The sequence below is a fragment of the Micromonospora sp. NPDC050276 genome (assembly GCF_044459545.1).
GTDB lineage: Bacteria > Actinomycetota > Actinomycetes > Mycobacteriales > Micromonosporaceae > Micromonospora.
This window is the reverse complement of the sequence record NZ_JBITJA010000010.1, coordinates 54,585-69,367: the sequence shown is the minus strand read 5'-3', so window position 1 is coordinate 69,367 and position 14,783 is coordinate 54,585. Positions and strand designations below refer to the sequence as shown.

15 protein-coding genes are annotated in these 14,783 nt (G+C 70.5%); 4 read left to right on the top strand and 11 right to left on the bottom strand.

The features are described 5' to 3' along the window. Nucleotides 1-26: 26 nt before the first annotated feature. The gene (locus tag ACIBF8_RS22465; RefSeq protein ID WP_007454516.1) at nt 27-293 is read left to right on the top strand and encodes a BldC family transcriptional regulator; all 267 of its coding nucleotides are present in this window, start codon (nt 27-29) and stop codon (nt 291-293) included. A 125-nt stretch (nt 294-418) separates the two neighbouring features. On the opposite strand, the gene ACIBF8_RS22460 is transcribed toward ACIBF8_RS22465, so the two are convergent. Further along, nucleotides 419-1,048, bottom strand: coding sequence for a UbiX family flavin prenyltransferase (locus ACIBF8_RS22460; protein WP_396785326.1), 630 nt, complete (start codon nt 1,046-1,048; stop codon nt 419-421). 150 nt (nt 1,049-1,198) lie between these two features. Here ACIBF8_RS22460 and ACIBF8_RS22455 point away from each other — a divergent pair, with 150 nt between their 5' ends. Then, the gene (locus tag ACIBF8_RS22455) at nt 1,199-2,182 is read left to right on the top strand and encodes a terpene synthase (protein WP_396785325.1); all 984 of its coding nucleotides are present in this window, start codon (nt 1,199-1,201) and stop codon (nt 2,180-2,182) included. 54 nt (nt 2,183-2,236) lie between these two features. On the opposite strand, the gene mqnP is transcribed toward ACIBF8_RS22455, so the two are convergent. Both mqnP and ACIBF8_RS22445 read right to left on the bottom strand, forming a co-directional pair. Beyond that, on the bottom strand, nt 2,237-3,211 hold the full coding sequence (mqnP, locus tag ACIBF8_RS22450; protein WP_396785323.1) for a menaquinone biosynthesis prenyltransferase MqnP: 975 nt from the start codon (nt 3,209-3,211) through the stop codon (nt 2,237-2,239). Beyond that, complete coding sequence (locus tag ACIBF8_RS22445) at nt 3,211-4,671, bottom strand: menaquinone biosynthesis decarboxylase (RefSeq protein WP_396785321.1); 1,461 nt, start codon at nt 4,669-4,671, stop codon at nt 3,211-3,213. Before ACIBF8_RS22445 ends, mqnP begins: the two co-directional genes overlap by 1 nt. Nucleotides 4,672-4,948: 277 nt before the next feature. Between ACIBF8_RS22445 and ACIBF8_RS22440 the strand changes: the two genes are divergently transcribed. After that, nucleotides 4,949-5,308, top strand: coding sequence for a hypothetical protein (locus ACIBF8_RS22440; protein WP_396785320.1), 360 nt, complete (start codon nt 4,949-4,951; stop codon nt 5,306-5,308). Here the strand turns inward: ACIBF8_RS22440 and ccsB are convergent. The 6 genes from ccsB to hemL are packed head-to-tail and all read right to left on the bottom strand — an operon-like array spanning nt 5,290 to nt 11,258. Further along, a complete protein-coding gene (ccsB, locus tag ACIBF8_RS22435) occupies nt 5,290-6,261 on the bottom strand; it encodes a c-type cytochrome biogenesis protein CcsB (protein ID WP_396785319.1) in 972 nt (323 codons plus the stop codon). The genes ACIBF8_RS22440 and ccsB overlap by 19 nt on opposite strands. Next, on the bottom strand, nt 6,261-7,886 hold the full coding sequence (locus tag ACIBF8_RS22430; protein WP_396785317.1) for a cytochrome c biogenesis protein ResB: 1,626 nt from the start codon (nt 7,884-7,886) through the stop codon (nt 6,261-6,263). The genes ccsB and ACIBF8_RS22430 overlap by 1 nt, the downstream gene beginning before the upstream one ends. Further along, the gene (locus tag ACIBF8_RS22425) at nt 7,883-8,698 is read right to left on the bottom strand and encodes a cytochrome c biogenesis CcdA family protein (protein ID WP_396785316.1); all 816 of its coding nucleotides are present in this window, start codon (nt 8,696-8,698) and stop codon (nt 7,883-7,885) included. The genes ACIBF8_RS22430 and ACIBF8_RS22425 overlap by 4 nt, the downstream gene beginning before the upstream one ends. Continuing rightward, nucleotides 8,698-9,267 (bottom strand): TlpA family protein disulfide reductase, encoded by a 570-nt coding sequence (locus ACIBF8_RS22420; protein WP_396785314.1) that lies wholly within the window; start codon nt 9,265-9,267, stop codon nt 8,698-8,700. The genes ACIBF8_RS22425 and ACIBF8_RS22420 overlap by 1 nt, the downstream gene beginning before the upstream one ends. Then, a complete protein-coding gene (locus tag ACIBF8_RS22415; RefSeq protein ID WP_396785312.1) occupies nt 9,267-9,914 on the bottom strand; it encodes a histidine phosphatase family protein in 648 nt (215 codons plus the stop codon). Before ACIBF8_RS22415 ends, ACIBF8_RS22420 begins: the two co-directional genes overlap by 1 nt. Before the next feature lie 6 nt (nt 9,915-9,920). After that, on the bottom strand, nt 9,921-11,258 hold the full coding sequence (gene hemL, locus ACIBF8_RS22410) for a glutamate-1-semialdehyde 2,1-aminomutase (protein ID WP_396785311.1): 1,338 nt from the start codon (nt 11,256-11,258) through the stop codon (nt 9,921-9,923). A gap of 178 nt (nt 11,259-11,436) precedes the next feature. Here hemL and ACIBF8_RS22405 point away from each other — a divergent pair, with 178 nt between their 5' ends. After that, on the top strand, nt 11,437-11,772 hold the full coding sequence (locus ACIBF8_RS22405; RefSeq protein ID WP_278136944.1) for an STAS domain-containing protein: 336 nt from the start codon (nt 11,437-11,439) through the stop codon (nt 11,770-11,772). A gap of 13 nt (nt 11,773-11,785) precedes the next feature. Here ACIBF8_RS22405 and ACIBF8_RS22400 read toward each other — a convergent pair whose 3' ends face one another. Both ACIBF8_RS22400 and ACIBF8_RS22395 read right to left on the bottom strand, forming a co-directional pair. After that, nucleotides 11,786-12,340, bottom strand: a complete 555-nt coding sequence (locus ACIBF8_RS22400) for a two-component system response regulator (RefSeq protein WP_396785309.1) — start codon at nt 12,338-12,340, stop codon at nt 11,786-11,788. After that, the coding region (locus ACIBF8_RS22395) for an ATP-binding protein (RefSeq protein WP_396785307.1) at nt 12,337-14,783 on the bottom strand (2,447 nt) is incomplete at its 5' end. The genes ACIBF8_RS22400 and ACIBF8_RS22395, both read right to left, overlap by 4 nt.

The following is a 14,783-nucleotide window of genomic DNA, read 5'->3' as shown; positions in this document are numbered from 1 at the left end:
GGCTTCGTCGACGCGAGGAGGGGGCTGTGGACACTGGAGATCGCCTGCTGACACCGGGTGAGGTCGCCGCGCTGTTTCGGGTAGACCCGAAAACTGTGACGAGATGGGCGGCGGCCGGCCGGATAGGAAGCATCCGGACTCCAGGCGGGCATCGCCGGTTTCGGGAATCCGAGGTGCGAGCCCTGCTTGAGGGGGAGGGCATGCTGGACGAGGTGGATGAGGTCGGAAAGCCACGCAATGTGGGACCGGCCGCCTCCACGGGGCCGGGTCCGGCCAACGCCGGCATGTACTGAACTGGTGCGGACAACGCCACGCGGACCGGACACCAGTCCGGTCCGCGTCCCGCTTTGGCCAACCGCCGGGCGGCAGTACCGCTCGCGCTGAGCGGACCACCGGTGCTCAAGCACGGGCGGACGGCTCAGCCGCGAGCCGCCCCGAGCTGGCCGGACCACCGCCGGAACAGGGTGTGCGGCACGCCGAGCGCGTCCAGCACCTTGCCGGCCACGAAGTCGACCAACTGCTGGGCGCTGGCCGCCGCGCCGGCCCCGTAGAAGCCGGGACTGGCCGGCAGCACCACCGCGCCCGCGTCGTGCAGGGCGATGAGGTGCTCCAGGTGGCTGCGGGTCACGGGTGTCTCCCGGGGGACCATCACCACCGGACGCCGCTCCTTGAGGCTGACCTCGGCGGCGCGCTGCAACAGGTCCTTCGAGAGCCCGATGGCGATGCCCGCACAGGCCGCCGTGCTGGCCGGGACCACGGCCATGCCGCGTACCCGGTAGGAGCCGCTGCTCGGCCCGGCGGCCAGGTCGCCGGCCGGCCAGTGCCGCACATCCGCCGTGGTCAGGTCCCGGTCGAGCCAGGCGGCGAGGTCCTCGGCCCAGTGGCCGTCCCGAAAGGGCCGGCCGGTCTCGTCGAGCACGGTGAGTCGTGCCGCCCGGGACACGATCAGGTCCACCGGCTCGCCCGCGTCGAGCAGTCCTCCGATGACGGCCGCCGCGTACGGCGTACCGGAGGCACCGGAGACCCCGACCACCCATGGTTCCCGCATACCCCCCAGCCTGCCTGGTCCAGGCGGTCCGCTGCTGGGCACCCCCAGGTTGGCCGGTCCGACATGTTCCTGGGGTACCTGCACATCCCGCCGACCTGAGATGCTGCCGCTGGCGAATCGCACCGGCACCATCTCGCAGAGGAGGCATCGGTGACGACCGGCGAGATCCTCCGGGCGCTGCGCGCTGAATGTCCGATCCCGTCCCGGCTCCCACCACACGCCGACCGGGTGCAGGAGTGGCTGCTCGGCCTGCTGCCCGAGCTTGGCCTCCCACTGGACGACGCCGCACTGCGTCGGCTGTCCCGAGGAGCGTTCGCCCGGTACGCCGGACGGCTCTACCCGGAGGCGACCGAAGCCGACCTGCGGGTGCTGACCGCGCTGTTCACCTGGTTTTTCCTGGTCGATGACGCCTGTGACGGGCCGGATCGGTTGACCCCGGCGCAGATCCGGGCGCTGCGCGACGGCACGCTGGCGCTGCTGCACGACGACACCCGGGCGGGTCCGGCCGGGCTGACCGGCCCGCTGCGGCGACTGCTGGTGCTGGCCTGGCGGGAGCCACGCCGTCGGATGCCGGCCCACTGGCGGCAGCGTTTCGCCGACGCGGTGGCTCGACACTTCGATGGCACCTGGCAGGAGGCGGTCAACAAGGAGGCCGGCCGCCGCCCCAGCGTCGACGAGTACGTCGAGCTGCGTCGGTCGACCTCGGCAGCGGAGGTGTCGTACCCGCTGGTGGAGTTCGCCAGCGGTCGGACGCTGCCCGATCCGGTCTACCACCACCCGCTGTTGCGTCAGCTCGCCCGCACCGGCAACGACCTGCTCTCCTGGTACAACGACATGGCCTCGTTGGAGCGGGACCGGGCGACCGCCGGGGGGCACAACCTGGTCCTCGCCATGCAGGCCGAACTGGGCCTTCCGGAGGCGGAGGCGGTCGAACGGGCGGCCGAGCACTGGCGGGAGGCTTTGCGGCGCTTCCTCGCGTTGCGCGCCACGGTGCCGTCGTTCGGCCCGGCGTTGGACGAGGCGGTCGCCGACCATCTCGACGGGGTCGCGTTCGCCGTGCGCGGCACCGTCGACTGGACCTTCGAGAGCGCCCGCTACCCGGTCAGCACCGCGCCGCCAACCTCAGGGCGGTAGGCCGAGCCGGATCACCCAGCCTCAGGGCCGTAGGCCGAGCCGGATCACCCAGCCTCAGGGCCGTAGGCCGAGCCGGATCACCAGGTCGAGCAGGGCGAAGACGAACAGCGCGATGCCGACGAACCCGTTGGCGGTGAAGAACGCCCGGTTGACCTTGCTCAGGTCGGTCGGGGTGACCACCAGGTGCTGGTAGCCGAACGCCACCGCGGTCAACGCCAGCCCGATCCACCAGAGCCAGCCGAGGCCGATCAGCGCGCCGAACCAGATGAACAGCGCGAAGGTCACCACGTGCGCGACCGTGGAGGCGTGCAGCGCGAAGCGTCGACCGTACCGGGCCGGCACGCTGTGCACGCCGATCTCCCGGTCGATCTCGGAGTCCTGGCAGGCGTAGATCAGGTCGAAGCCGCCGATCCACAGCCCGACGGCGGCGCCGAGCAGCCAGGCCGGCCCGGAGCCGGCCAGGGTGCCGGTGACCGCCAGCCAGGCGCCGACCGGGCCGACCGCTTGGGCGATCCCGAGGATGGCGTGCGGCCAGTTGGTGAACCGCTTGGCGTAGGGGTAGACGACCAGCGGGACCACGGCGAGCGGGGCGAGCACCAGGCAGAGCGGGTTGAGCAGGGCTGCGGCGACAAGGAAGACGACCAGCGCGACGGCCGCGCCGGTCCAGGCCGTCCGCACGCTCACCGCCCCGGTGACCAGTTCCCGGCCGGCGGTACGCGGGTTCCGCGCGTCGATCCGGCGGTCGAGGATCCGGTTGGCGGCCATCGCGAACGTCCGCGCCCCGACCATCGCCACGGTGATCAACAGCAGGTCGAGCCACCGCACCCGCCCGCCGTTGACCTGCATGGCGGCCAGCGCCGAGAGGAACGCGAACGGCAGCGCGAAGACGGAGTGCTCGATGGCCACGAGCCGCAGGAAAGCCCGCACCCTTGTCCGCGATCTTGCACTTTCTGTCGGTGCAGAGGGGGAGGAAAGGGAGGAATCGGCAACCGGAAGTGCAAGATCGCGGGGGTTGTTGGTGGTCGCCATCAGATCCCGTACTCCTTCCAGCGCTTGTCGACCAGGGCTGTGACTTCCGGACTCATGCTCATCTCCTCGGGCCAGCCGCGGGTGTAACCCTCGGTGGGCAGCTTGCGGGTCGCGTCGACGCCAGCCTTGCCGCCCCAGAACTGCTGGTACGACGAGTGGTCGAGGTGGTCCACCGGCCCCTCGGTGAGCAGCAGGTCGCGGGCGTAGTCGACGTTGCCGAAGGCTCGGAAGGCGACCTCGTTGTAGTCGTGCACGTCGCAGTCCTCGTCGACGATCACGATCAGCTTGGTCAGCGACATCAGGTGCGCGCCCCAGATCGCGTTCATCACCTTCTGCGCGTGCTTCGGGTAGCGCTTGCGGATGGAGACGATCGCGCAGTTGTGGAAGACGCCGGCCGCCGGCAGGTCGTAGTCGACGATGTCCGGGATCATGAGCTTGAGCAGCGGTTGGAAGATCCGCTCGGTGGCCTTGCCGAGGCCGTGGTCCTCCTGCGGCGGCTTGGAGGTGACGATCGAGTGGTAGACCGGCTTGCGCTGCATGGTCATCGCCTCGATGTGCAGCACCGGGAACGGCTCGACCGGCGTGTAGAAGCCGGTGTGGTCGCCGAACGGCCCCTCGGGCAGCCGCTCACCCGGCTCCAGGTAGCCCTCCAGCACGATCTGCGCGTGCGCCGGCACCTGCAACGGCACGGTGAGGCAGTCGACCATCTCCACCCGCTCGCCCCGCAGGAACCCGGCGAACAGGTACTCGTCGATGTCACTGGGCAGGGGCGCGCTGGCGGCGTACGAGACGACCGGGTCGCAGCCGATCGCGACCGCGACCGGCAGGCGCTGCCCGAGCCGCTCGGCGACCGCGTGGTGCGCCGTCGAGTCCTTGTGGATCTGCCAGTGCATGCCCAGGGTGTTGCGGCCGTGCTGCTGGAGTCGGTACAGGCCGAGGTTGCGCTTGCCGGTCTCCGGGTGCTTGGTGTGGGTCAGCCCGTAGTTGTGGAAGATCCCGCCGTCGTCGGGCCAGACCTGCAACCCCGGGAGCCGGTTGAGGTCGACATCGTCACCCCGGTAGACGACTTCCTGGCAGGGTGCGGTCTTCACCTTGCGCGGCGGCACCGACTTGAGCTGCATGACCTTGCCGAGGCCCTCCCGGATGCCGGACCAGCCGACCGGCAGCTCCGGCTTGATCAGCGCGCCGATCCGGGCACCGACCTCGTCCAGCGAGTCGACGCCGAGCGCCATCGCCATCCGCTTCTCGGTGCCGAACAGGTTGATCGCCACCGGCATCTCGCCCCGGGTCGGACGCTCGAAGAGCAGCGCCGGGCCGCCGGCCCGCACCGTGCGGGTGACCACCTCGCTGATCTCCAGGGTGGGGTCGACCGGGACGTCGACCCGGCGCAACTCCCCCGTGCGCTCCAGCGCCGCGAGAAAGTCCTTGAGATCGGTGTACGGGAAGCCACGAGCCGCCATGTCGCCCAGTCTCCCGCACCGGCTCCCGCCCGGCCCAAGCCGGGTGCTGTGACGCTCGCGATCGCCCAACACCACCAGTGCACGCCAAGATCGACTCGGATTTCAGGAAGTCGGGGTGTCCTGCGCCCGCAGATAGGCCGACTTCATGGAAACCGAGTGGATCAACGGTCGACCGGGCGCGGGAGACGGCCACATTGCCGACCAGGGCCGGGCAAGCCCGGCGGACACCTCTCACCCTGCCTGGCCGAACGGCGGGACGCGGGAGCAGAGTGGACCCATGTCGGACGCGTACGTCGTCGGCGACCCGGACGGGTTGTCGCCCCTGCAGGTCGAGCTTCGCGATGCCGTCGCCCGGGAGCTGCACGCCCAACTGGCATTGCGCGGCGAGCGGATCGAGCTGGCCGATCTACCGGAGGTGTCCTACCAGGTCACGATCCAGGTCGAGCGGGCGTTGCGCGCCTGGCGACCGGCGCGGCCGTCACCCACCGAGACCGCCGGGCTGCCCGTCGACCGGGCGTTGAGAGGGACGGCGAGGCAACCCCACGGACGTGGCACCGCGCCGGGCGGGAGCGGTCTTCCGCGCACCGTTGACCGGGTCAGTCCAGCCCGCTTACCGGGTCAGTCCAGCCCGCCGTAGGAGTGCAGGCCGGTGAAGAAGATGTTCACACCGAACAGGTTCATCAGCATGGTGAGGAAGCCGAGCACCGCGATCCAGGTGGCCACGTTGCGCTTGACGCTGGGCGTGGCGCGGGCGTGCAGGTAGCCGGCGTACACGACCCAGGAGATGAACGCCCAGGTCTCCTTCGGGTCCCAACCCCACGGCCGACCCCAGGCCGCCTCCGCCCAGATGGCACCGGCGATCACCGCGAAGGTGAAGATCGGAAACGCGAAGGCGTGCAGCGCGAACGTCAGCCGCTCCAGGCCGGCCGCGCCGGGCAGCCGCTTGGCCAGGGTGTACGGGAAGCTCCGCTTGCCCTGCTCGTACCCGTTGCGCATCAGGAAGCCGACCGCCGGCACCACACCGAGCAGGAAGATGCCGGACGCGAAGACGATCGTCGAGACGTGGATGACGAACCAGTACGAGTTCAGCGCCGGCACCAGCGGCACGATCGGCACGTACAGCACCAACTCGGCGGTGGCGACCAGCAGCACCATCACCAGGGTGAGGAAGAGCCCGAGCTTGCGCAGCGACGGCCGCTTCCAGAGCACCACCAACCAGGCGGCGACCCCGATGAACGTCACCGTGAGCACGAACTCGTACATGTTGCCCCAGGGCATCCGGTCGGCGGCGAGCCCCCGGGTGACCAGCGCGGCCAGGTGCAGCACGGCGGCGACCGCGGTGGCACCCACCCCGATCAGGCCGGCGAGCCGGGCCCGCCAAGCGGAGCGGTCGGCCGTGGGCGGCGCCGGGACCGGCGCGGGCGGCGCCGGGACGACACCACCGCCGGCACCGACCAACTCGCGCACCGGAGCCACCACGGCGACCCGGGTACGCACATTGCCCAGCGCGTACTCGACGGCGTGGCCGATCATCGCGACCAGGTACGCCAGGATCGCGAAGGTCACCAGATTGTCGGAGAGTGCGGACATCACTCGGCTCCTTCTCGCACGCCGGCCCGTTCGACCTCTGCGTCCTCGCCCTTGACCGCGGCGACGAGCTGGGTGAACTCCTCGGCGAACCCGGGATAGTCGGTACGCGGCAACCCGCCGACCTCCATCAAGCTACTACCGCTCGTCGGAGATCCTTCCCCGGGGTCGGCCGGCACCACCCGGAAGAACACCCGGCGGCGCTTCCCGAACAGCGAACCCATCAGCCCGACCAGCAGGACACCGCAGCTGACCAGCAGCATCGTCGAACCTGGGTCGTGCCGGATGGAGAGGGTGACGTACCGCTCGGTGCCCAGGAACTCGACGGTCGTGCCGTCGTCGAGCGTCCAGGTCTCGCCCTTGCGGAGCAGCTTGGTGCCGACCTCCTTGACCTTGCCGGTCCGCACCTGCCGCTGGTCGAGTTGGTAGACCGAGCCGGGGATGCCGGCGTCCAGGCCGAGGTTGCCCCGGTAGGCCACCAGGTTCAGCGCCGGGTTGCGCTCGGTCGGGTACTGCGAGCGGACGAACGGTGCCTGCTCGGGTGCCGTGGGCAGGTAGATCCCGGTGAACGCGACCTGCTGATCCGGTGCCCGCTGGCCGGTCGCGGGGTCGACGTTGGCGTCCGGGAAGGCGGCCAGCCCCTCGCTGGTCAGGCCCATGTCGCCGGTGGTCAGGAACGGCTCGTCGCTGATCTGGCTGTTGCCGAACCGGTCGGTGTAGCGGATCACCGGGGCGTACCCGTGGCCGAGCAGGTAGACGCTCGCGTCGTTCAGTCGCAGCGGCGAGTTCACCGAGAAGTCGGCGCGGCGGGTCGGCTCGTCCGGGCCGTCGACGGTGACCGTGGCGTTGAAGAACTCCGGCTGACCGCTGTCGAGGAACCGGGCCTGGAAGTCGTCCAGCCGCAGGCAGAAGCGGGGCAGGTCGGCGCTGTCCACCCGGGGGCCGAGCTTGGCCTCGGCGTACTGCTGGCGGGTGTTGCAGAACGCGTTGTCCGCGCCCGCCACGAGCAGCCGGTTGCCGCTCCAGCCGTACCACGAGCCGAGCGCGACGCCGATCAGCACGGCGATCAGCGACGTGTGGAACAGCAGGTTCCCGGTCTCCTTGAGGTAGCCCTTCTCGGCGGAGACCTCGTCGCCGCGCACCTCGACGCGCCAGCGGCGCTTGCGCAGCACCTCGGCGACGGCGTCGACGCCACCGGGCGGGGCGGGCAGCACGGTGTGCTGCGGCAGCCGGGCCATCCGCTTGGGCGCGACCGGTGGCCGGGACCGCAGCGCGCGGACGTGGTCGCGCAGCCGGGGCGTGATGCAGCCGATCAGGGAGGTGAACAGCAGCAGGTAGATCGCCGAGAACCAGACCGAGCCGAACACCTCGAACGCGCCGATCCGGTCGAGCCGGGGGGCCCAGTCCGGGTGGTCGACGAAGTACTGGTTGACCTTCTCCGGGCTGATCCCGCGCTGCGGCAGCACCGAGCCGGGAATGGCGGCGATGGCGAGCAGAAAGAGCAGGATCAGCGCCGTACGCATGCTGGTGAGCTGCCGCCACGAGTTGCGCAGCAGGGCCAGCAGCCGGTTGGGCCGGCGCCGTGGCGCGGGGGCCTCGGCCTCCGGGCGCTCGTCGACGACCGTCATATGCTCACCTCGCCCACCCCGACGGTGGTCTGCAACCAGATCACGAAGCTCTGCCATCCGCCGGTGACCAGCGCCAGGCCGATCAGGATGAGCAGGGCGCCGCCGACCCGGGTGACCCAGCGGCTGTTGCGCCGGACGGCGCGGAAGACCCCGAGCAGGCGTTCGAAGCCCAACCCGAAGACGACGAACGGTATCCCCAACCCGAGGCAGTACGCCACGGCGAGCACCACGGCGCGGTCAGTCTGGCCGCTGGCGGTGGCCATCATCATGACCGCGCCGAGCGTGGGGCCGGTGCAGGGGACCCAGCTGAGCGCGAAGACCGCCCCGAAGACCGGTGCGCCGAGCAACCCGGCGGACGGCAGCCGGGAGATCCGGAACTCCCGTTGCAGCGCGGGGATCATCCCGAGGTAGCCCAGCCCGAGCACGATGATCAGCACACCGACACCGACCTGCAGCTCGCGCTTGTAGTCGAAGAACACCCGACCGATGCCGGCGAAGAGGATCGCGGTGGCCACGAAGACGACTGTGAAGCCGCCGATGAAGAGCAGCGTCCCGGCGAGCACCCGACCCTTGACGGCCACCGTCGCGGCCCGCTCCTTGACGGCGACACCGCCGGTGGCCGGCGCGGAATCGACCGTCGTCCGCCGGCCTTCCAGGTCGGCGCCGGCCAGACCGGTGACGTACGACAGGTAGCCGGGGACCAGCGGAAGCACACACGGGGAGAGGAAGCTGACCAGGCCGGCGAGCGCCGCCGCGCCCAGCGCGAGCAGCAGTGGCCCGCTGAGGGCCAGCTCCCGGAAGGTCTCGCCCATCAGTTCGACGCCGGCTTCTCGGCGGCGATCCGTTCGACGATCGGTTGCAGGCCCTCCTGCTTGACGGCGGCCCGGATCACCGCCGCGATCCGCCCCTCCCGGTCGAGCACCACCGTCGCCGGGACGGTGTTCGGCGGGATGTCCAGGTTGAGCGCCAGCCGGCTGGACGGGTCGAAGAGGCTCGGATAGGTGACCCGGCCCTCCTCGAACGCCTTGGCCTTGTCCCGCGAGTCCTGCACATTGATGCCGAGGAAGCTCACCCCGGAGGGCTTGGTGGCCTGGTAAGTGGCTTCCAGGTCGTCCGCCTCGGCGCGGCACGGCGCGCACCAGGAGCCCCAGAAGTTGACCACGACCACCTGACCGCGGGCCTCGCTGACGTCGTAGCTGCCGCCGGTGAGCAGCTCACCGGCGAGCTTCGGTGGTGCGGAGCGCTGGTCCGGGGCGCACTCGAAGATCCCGTCGGTGGTGGCCGTGCAGGTCTTCTCCTGCCCCTTCGACGACGTGCAGCCGACCAGCGCCACCGCGGCGACGCTGGCGAGCAGACCGGCGGTCCACCTCCGGGCGTTCATCAGGCCCCCTTGGCCGTCCGGGCTGTCGCGGAGAGGGAGACCAGGTGCGCGGCCGGCTCGCTGTAGCCGATGCCCACCACCTTCGCGTCGTCGAAGTGGAACGAGGTGAGGCTCGCCAGCCCGCACTGCCGCTTGCGCGGGTCGTGCCAGAGCCGCTTGCGCTCGACATAGCGGCGCAACGTCCAGATCGGGAGCTGGTGCGACACCAGCACCGCCTCGCGCCCCTCGGCGGCGACCCGGGCGGCGTGCACGGCAGCGAACATCCGCTCGGCGATCACCCGGTACGCCTCGCCCCAGGACGGTGTCACCGGGTCGCGCAGCACCCACCAGTTGCGCGGGTCGCGGAACGAGCCGTCACCCGGGGAGACCTTCTTGCCCTCGAACCAGTTGGCGCTCTCGATCAGCCGCTCGTCCACCCCGACCGGCAGCCCGAACTGGGCGGCGATCGGCTCGGCGGTCTGCTGGGCGCGCTCCAGCGGACTGGCCACCACGTGCACGATCTCCCGCTCGGCCAAGCCCTGCGCGGCGGCCTTGGCCATCTGCACACCCAGCTCGGAGAGGCGGAAACCGGGCAGCCGGCCGTAGAGGATCTGGTCGGGGTTGTACACCTCGCCGTGCCGCAGCACGTGGACCACCGTCTTACTCACTGTTGACTACCCCCCGTGACCGGCCGCTGCCGCCGCGTTCGCCGCCGTCGGCAGCGCGGCGGCGATGTGCTCCAGCGCGGCGTCATCGATCGCCGCCGACACGAACCACGACTCGAACGCGCTCGGCGGCAGGTAGACGCCGGCGGCGAGCATCGCGTGGAAGAACGCCTTGAACGCCGGCACCTGCTGGGTGCGCGCGCTGTCGTAGTCGACCACGTCGGCGTCGGTGAAGAAGATCGAGAACATGCTGCCCGCGTACGACAGTCGGTGCGGGACCCCGGCGGCGGCCAACGCGTCGGACGCCAGCTTGCCCACGACGGCGGCCGTCTCGTCGAGGCGCTGGTACAGCGCGTCGTCGGCCAGCCGCAGGGTCGCCAGGCCGGCGGCGCAGGCGAGCGGGTTACCGGAGAGGGTGCCGGCCTGGTAGACCGGGCCGGCCGGCGCGAGCCGCGCCATGATGTCCGCCCGCCCGCCGAACGCCGCGGCGGGCAGACCACCCCCCATGACCTTGCCGTACGTCCACAGGTCGGCGTCGGAGGCGTCGAGGCCGTGCCACCCGGCGCGGGAGACCCGGAACCCGGTCATCACCTCGTCCACCACCAGCAGGGCGCCGTGGGCGTGCGCGATCCGGGCGAGTTGCTGGTTGAAGCCGTCCCGGGGTGCCACCACGCCCATGTTGCCGGCGGCGGCCTCGGTGATCACCGCGGCGATGTGCAGGCCCTCGGCGGCGAAGACCTCCTCGACGGCCCGGATGTCGTTGTACGGGAGAACGATCGTCTCGCTGGCCGCCGCGCCGGTCACCCCGGGCGAGTCGGGCAGGCCCAGGGTGGCCACGCCGGAGCCGGCGGCGGCGAGCAACGCGTCGACGTGCCCGTGGTAGCAGCCCGCGAACTTGACGATCTTCGAGCGGCCGGTGAAGCCGCGGGCCAGCCGGATCGCCGACATGGTCGCCTCGGTGCCGGAGTTGACCAAGCGGACCTGTTCCACCGGGGTCCGGGCGACGATCTCCGCGGCCAGCTCCACCTCACCGGGGGTGGGCGTACCGAAGCTGGTGCCCCGGGCGGCGGCGGCCTGGACGGCCTCCACCACCTCCGGGTGGGCGTGCCCGAGGATCAACGGGCCCCAGGAGCAGACCAGGTCGACGTAGCGGCGACCGTCGGCGTCATACAGCCACGGGCCCTCGCCACGGACCATGAAACGCGGGGTGCCGCCGACCGCCTGGAAGGCGCGCACAGGGGAGTTCACCCCGCCCGGCACGATGGCGCGGGCGCGGTCGAACAGGGCCTCGGAGGCCGGCGCGTCGGCTGGGTAGCGGCCGGATCCGGCGGGAAAGATGTCGGTCACGATGCCGCCATTGTGTCAGCGTCGGACGGTCAACCAGCAGCCACCCCGTGCTGTGGTTACCCGGCTCACCCATGGCCGACGGCGGTCAGCGGCGTCGGCACGGAGGGCTCTGGAGTGGGACGGCGACGGCTCGCGGCCTCGACAGGCCAGGTCGGTCGGATCGCGCTAGGCTGACCGGGTGGATCGTGCCGAACTGTCCATCACGCTAGACCGGACGGGCGACGAAGCAGTGTTGCGCCTGGCCGGTGAGATCGACATGCTCACGGCGGCGCAGCTCTCCACCGTCGTCAACGAGGTGCTGGCCGACCCGCCCCCGCGGATCGTGCTCGACCTCGGCGGCGTCACATTCTGCGACTCGCAGGGCCTGGGCACCCTGGTCGTGCTCAGCCGCAAGGCCAGCCACGCGCAGAGCCTGCTGATGCTGACGCACGTGGGCGATTTCCTGATCCGCGTTCTGGACATCACGGGGCTCCGCAGCGCGCTGATGATCCGCAACGACCAGCCCACCGGCTGAGCGCGCGGCCGCCTCAGGCGGTGTTGCCCCAGCGAGCCTGTTCGAGGATCTGTACCGCCCGGTCGCGGACCTCGGGGTCGTCGGAGCGGAGCAGGGCGGTCGCCTCGTCCACCGCGTCGGTGAGCCTCCGCCACTGCGTGTCGCGCTCCCGGACCAGGTCCGACTGCGTGGCCAACTGCCGGGTCTTCACCCACAGCTCGACGAAGACCGACACCTTGGCCCGGAGCACCCACGGGTCGAACGGCTTGGTCAGGTAGTCCACCGCGCCGACCTGGTAGCCCCGGAGGGCGAGCTGGGCGTCCCGGTCGGCGGCGGTGAGGAAGATGATCGGTACGTGCCGGGTGCGTTCCCGGCGCTTGATGTGGCTCGCCGTCTCGAAGCCGTCCATGTCCGGCATCTGCGCGTCCAGCAGGATCACCGCGAAGTCGTCCACCAGCAGCTGCTTGAGCGCCGCCTCACCGCTCTCCACCGCCACGGACTGGACCGGCAGGCCCTGGAGGATCGCCTCCAGGGCCGTCAGATTCTGCCGCCGGTCGTCCACGAGCAGCGCCTTGGCCATCTGGGTCACGAAGTCTCCTCGGTCCGGCTGCCGTTGATCCAGGACGACATCAACTCGATCAAATCGTCCAGGTCGACCGGCTTGGTGATGTAGTCGCTGCCCCCGGCGGCGAGCGCCGACTCGCGGTCGCCCGGCATCGCCTTCGCGGTCAGGAAGACCACCGGAAGATCGGCGAACCGATGGTTGCGGCGAATCTGGCGGGTGGTCTCGTAACCGTCCTGGTCGGGCATCATGGCGTCCATCAGCACGATGTCCACCTCCGGGTGCTCGGCCAGCAGGCGGACACCGTCCGCCCCGTTGTCCGAGTACAGCACGGTCATCCCGTGCAGCTCCAACGCGCTGGTCAAGGCGAACACGTTACGGACGTCGTCGTCCACGATCAGCACGGTGGCGCCGTCCAGTTGGCGGGTGGCCGGTGCTTCCGGCCGCTCCGGCAGCAGTTCCAGCGGCGGCATCAACAGCGACGACGGCAGGCCGGCACGCTGCGGAGACGGCGGCTGGGGCGCGACCACCGCATCCGGGGCGAGCACGTGCGGCACGAACAGGGTGAAGGTCGAGCCCTGACCCGGCGCGGACGACACCGTGATGGTGCCGCCGATCAGTCGAGCCAGATCACGGCTGATCGACAGGCCCAGGCCGGTGCCGCCGTACCGGCGACTGGTCGTGCCGTCGGCCTGCTGGAACGCCTCGAAGATGATCGACAGCTTGTCGTCGGAGATGCCGATCCCCGTGTCGATCACGGTGAACGCGATCACCTGCTGGGCGTTGGTCAGCGCCGGAACATCGAAGACCGCGTTCTCCGCCGCCGGGGCGATCCGCAGCGTGACGGCACCGTTGTCGGTGAACTTCACCGCGTTGGAGAGCAGGTTGCGCAGGATCTGCTGCAACCGCTGCGCGTCGGTCACCAGCGCCGGCGGCAGATCCTTGCTCACCCGTACCTGGAAGTCGAGGTTCTTCTCCTCGGCCTGCGGCGCGAACGCCTGCTCGACGAAGCTGCGCAGCTCGGTGAAGCGGATCTCGGTCGGCTCGACGTCCATCCGGCCCGCCTCGATCTTGGACAGGTCGAGGATGTCGTCGATCAGCCGCAGCAGGTCGGAACCGGACCCGTGGATGGTCCGGGCGAACTCGATCTGCTTCGGGCTGAGGTTCTGCTCCGAGTTCTCGGCCAGCAGCCGGGCCAGCAGCAGCAACGAGTTCAGCGGCGTCCGCAGCTCGTGGCTCATGTTGGCCAGGAACTCCGACTTGTACGCCGACGCCCGGGTCAGCTGCTGCGCCTTCTCCTCCAGGCCCAGCCGCGCCAGCTCGATCTCCCGGTTCTTCGTCTCGATGTTGCCCTTCTGCTCGGACAGCAGCGTGGCCTTCTCCTCCAGTTCGGCGTTGGTGCGCTGCAACTCCGCCGACTGCTCCTGCATCTCGTGCGCCAGCCGCTGCGACTGAGCCAGCAGCTCCTCCGTACGCCGGTTGGCCTGGATGGTGTTGACCGCGATGCCGATGGTGAGCACCAGCCGCTCCAGGAACGACAGGTGCAGCTCGGAGAAGGCCGACACGCTGGCGAACTCGATCACCCCGAGCAGCTCACCCTCGAACAGCACGGGGAGCACCACCAGGTCGGTCGGGGGTGTCTCGGCCAGGCCGGACCGCAGCGTGAGCCGGCTGTTCGGCGGGGCGCTGACCCGGATCGTGCGACGGGAGAGCGCGGTCTGCCCGACCAGCCCCTCGCCCGGCCCGAAGGTGACGTCGTGCCCGCGCGCCACGTACCCGTACGAGGAGGTCAGCCGCAGTCGCATGCTGCCGTCGGCGTCGTCGGCCAGGAAGAAGGCGCCGAGCTGGGCGTCGACCAGCGGAGTCACCTCCGTCATGATCATGCGGCAGACCTCACCGAGGTCGCGCTGACCCTGCAACAGGCCACCGATCCGGGCGAGGTTGGAGTCCAGCCAGCCCTGCTCGGCGTTCTTCTTGGTCGTCTCCCGGAGGGTGACGATCATCTGGTTGATGTTGTCCTTCAGCTCGGCGACCTCGCCCTGCGCCTTGACCGCGATGCGCTGGGTCAGGTCACCCCGGGTCACCGAGGTGGACACCTGGGCGATGGCCCGCAGCTGGGTGGTCAGCGTCGAGGCGAGCTGGTTGACGTTCTCGGTGAGATCCCGCCAGGTGCCGGAGACGCCCTTCACCTGGGCCTGACCGCCGAGCTTGCCCTCGATACCGACCTCGCGGGCCACCCGGGTCACCTCGTCGGCGAACGACGAGAGCTGGTCGACCATCGTGTTGACCGTCGACTTCAACTCCAGGATCTCGCCCTGGGCGTCCACGGTGATCTTCTGCGACAGGTCACCCTTCGCCACGGCGGTGGTGACCGAGGCGATGTTGCGGACCTGGCTGGTCAGGTTCGACGCCATCGAGTTCACGTTGTCGGTCAGGTCCCGCCAGGTGCCGGAGACGCCCTTCACCTGGG

What these genes read in the sequence shown, in the direction of transcription:
- ACIBF8_RS22425 (WP_396785316.1), bottom strand. Translation starts at nt 8,698, where the DNA reads ATGGGCGAGACCTTCCGGGAGCTGGCCCTCAGCGGGCCACTGCTGCTC.
- ACIBF8_RS22460 (WP_396785326.1), bottom strand. Translation starts at nt 1,048, where the DNA reads ATGCGGGAACCATGGGTGGTCGGGGTCTCCGGTGCCTCCGGTACGCCG.
- ACIBF8_RS22445 (WP_396785321.1), bottom strand. Translation starts at nt 4,671, where the DNA reads ATGGCGGCTCGTGGCTTCCCGTACACCGATCTCAAGGACTTTCTCGCG.
- ACIBF8_RS22420 (WP_396785314.1), bottom strand. Translation starts at nt 9,267, where the DNA reads ATGAACGCCCGGAGGTGGACCGCCGGTCTGCTCGCCAGCGTCGCCGCG.
- ACIBF8_RS22430 (WP_396785317.1), bottom strand. Translation starts at nt 7,886, where the DNA reads ATGACGGTCGTCGACGAGCGCCCGGAGGCCGAGGCCCCCGCGCCACGG.
- mqnP (WP_396785323.1), bottom strand. Translation starts at nt 3,211, where the DNA reads ATGGCGACCACCAACAACCCCCGCGATCTTGCACTTCCGGTTGCCGAT.
- ACIBF8_RS22440 (WP_396785320.1), top strand. Translation starts at nt 4,949, where the DNA reads ATGTCGGACGCGTACGTCGTCGGCGACCCGGACGGGTTGTCGCCCCTG.
- ccsB (WP_396785319.1), bottom strand. Translation starts at nt 6,261, where the DNA reads ATGTCCGCACTCTCCGACAATCTGGTGACCTTCGCGATCCTGGCGTAC.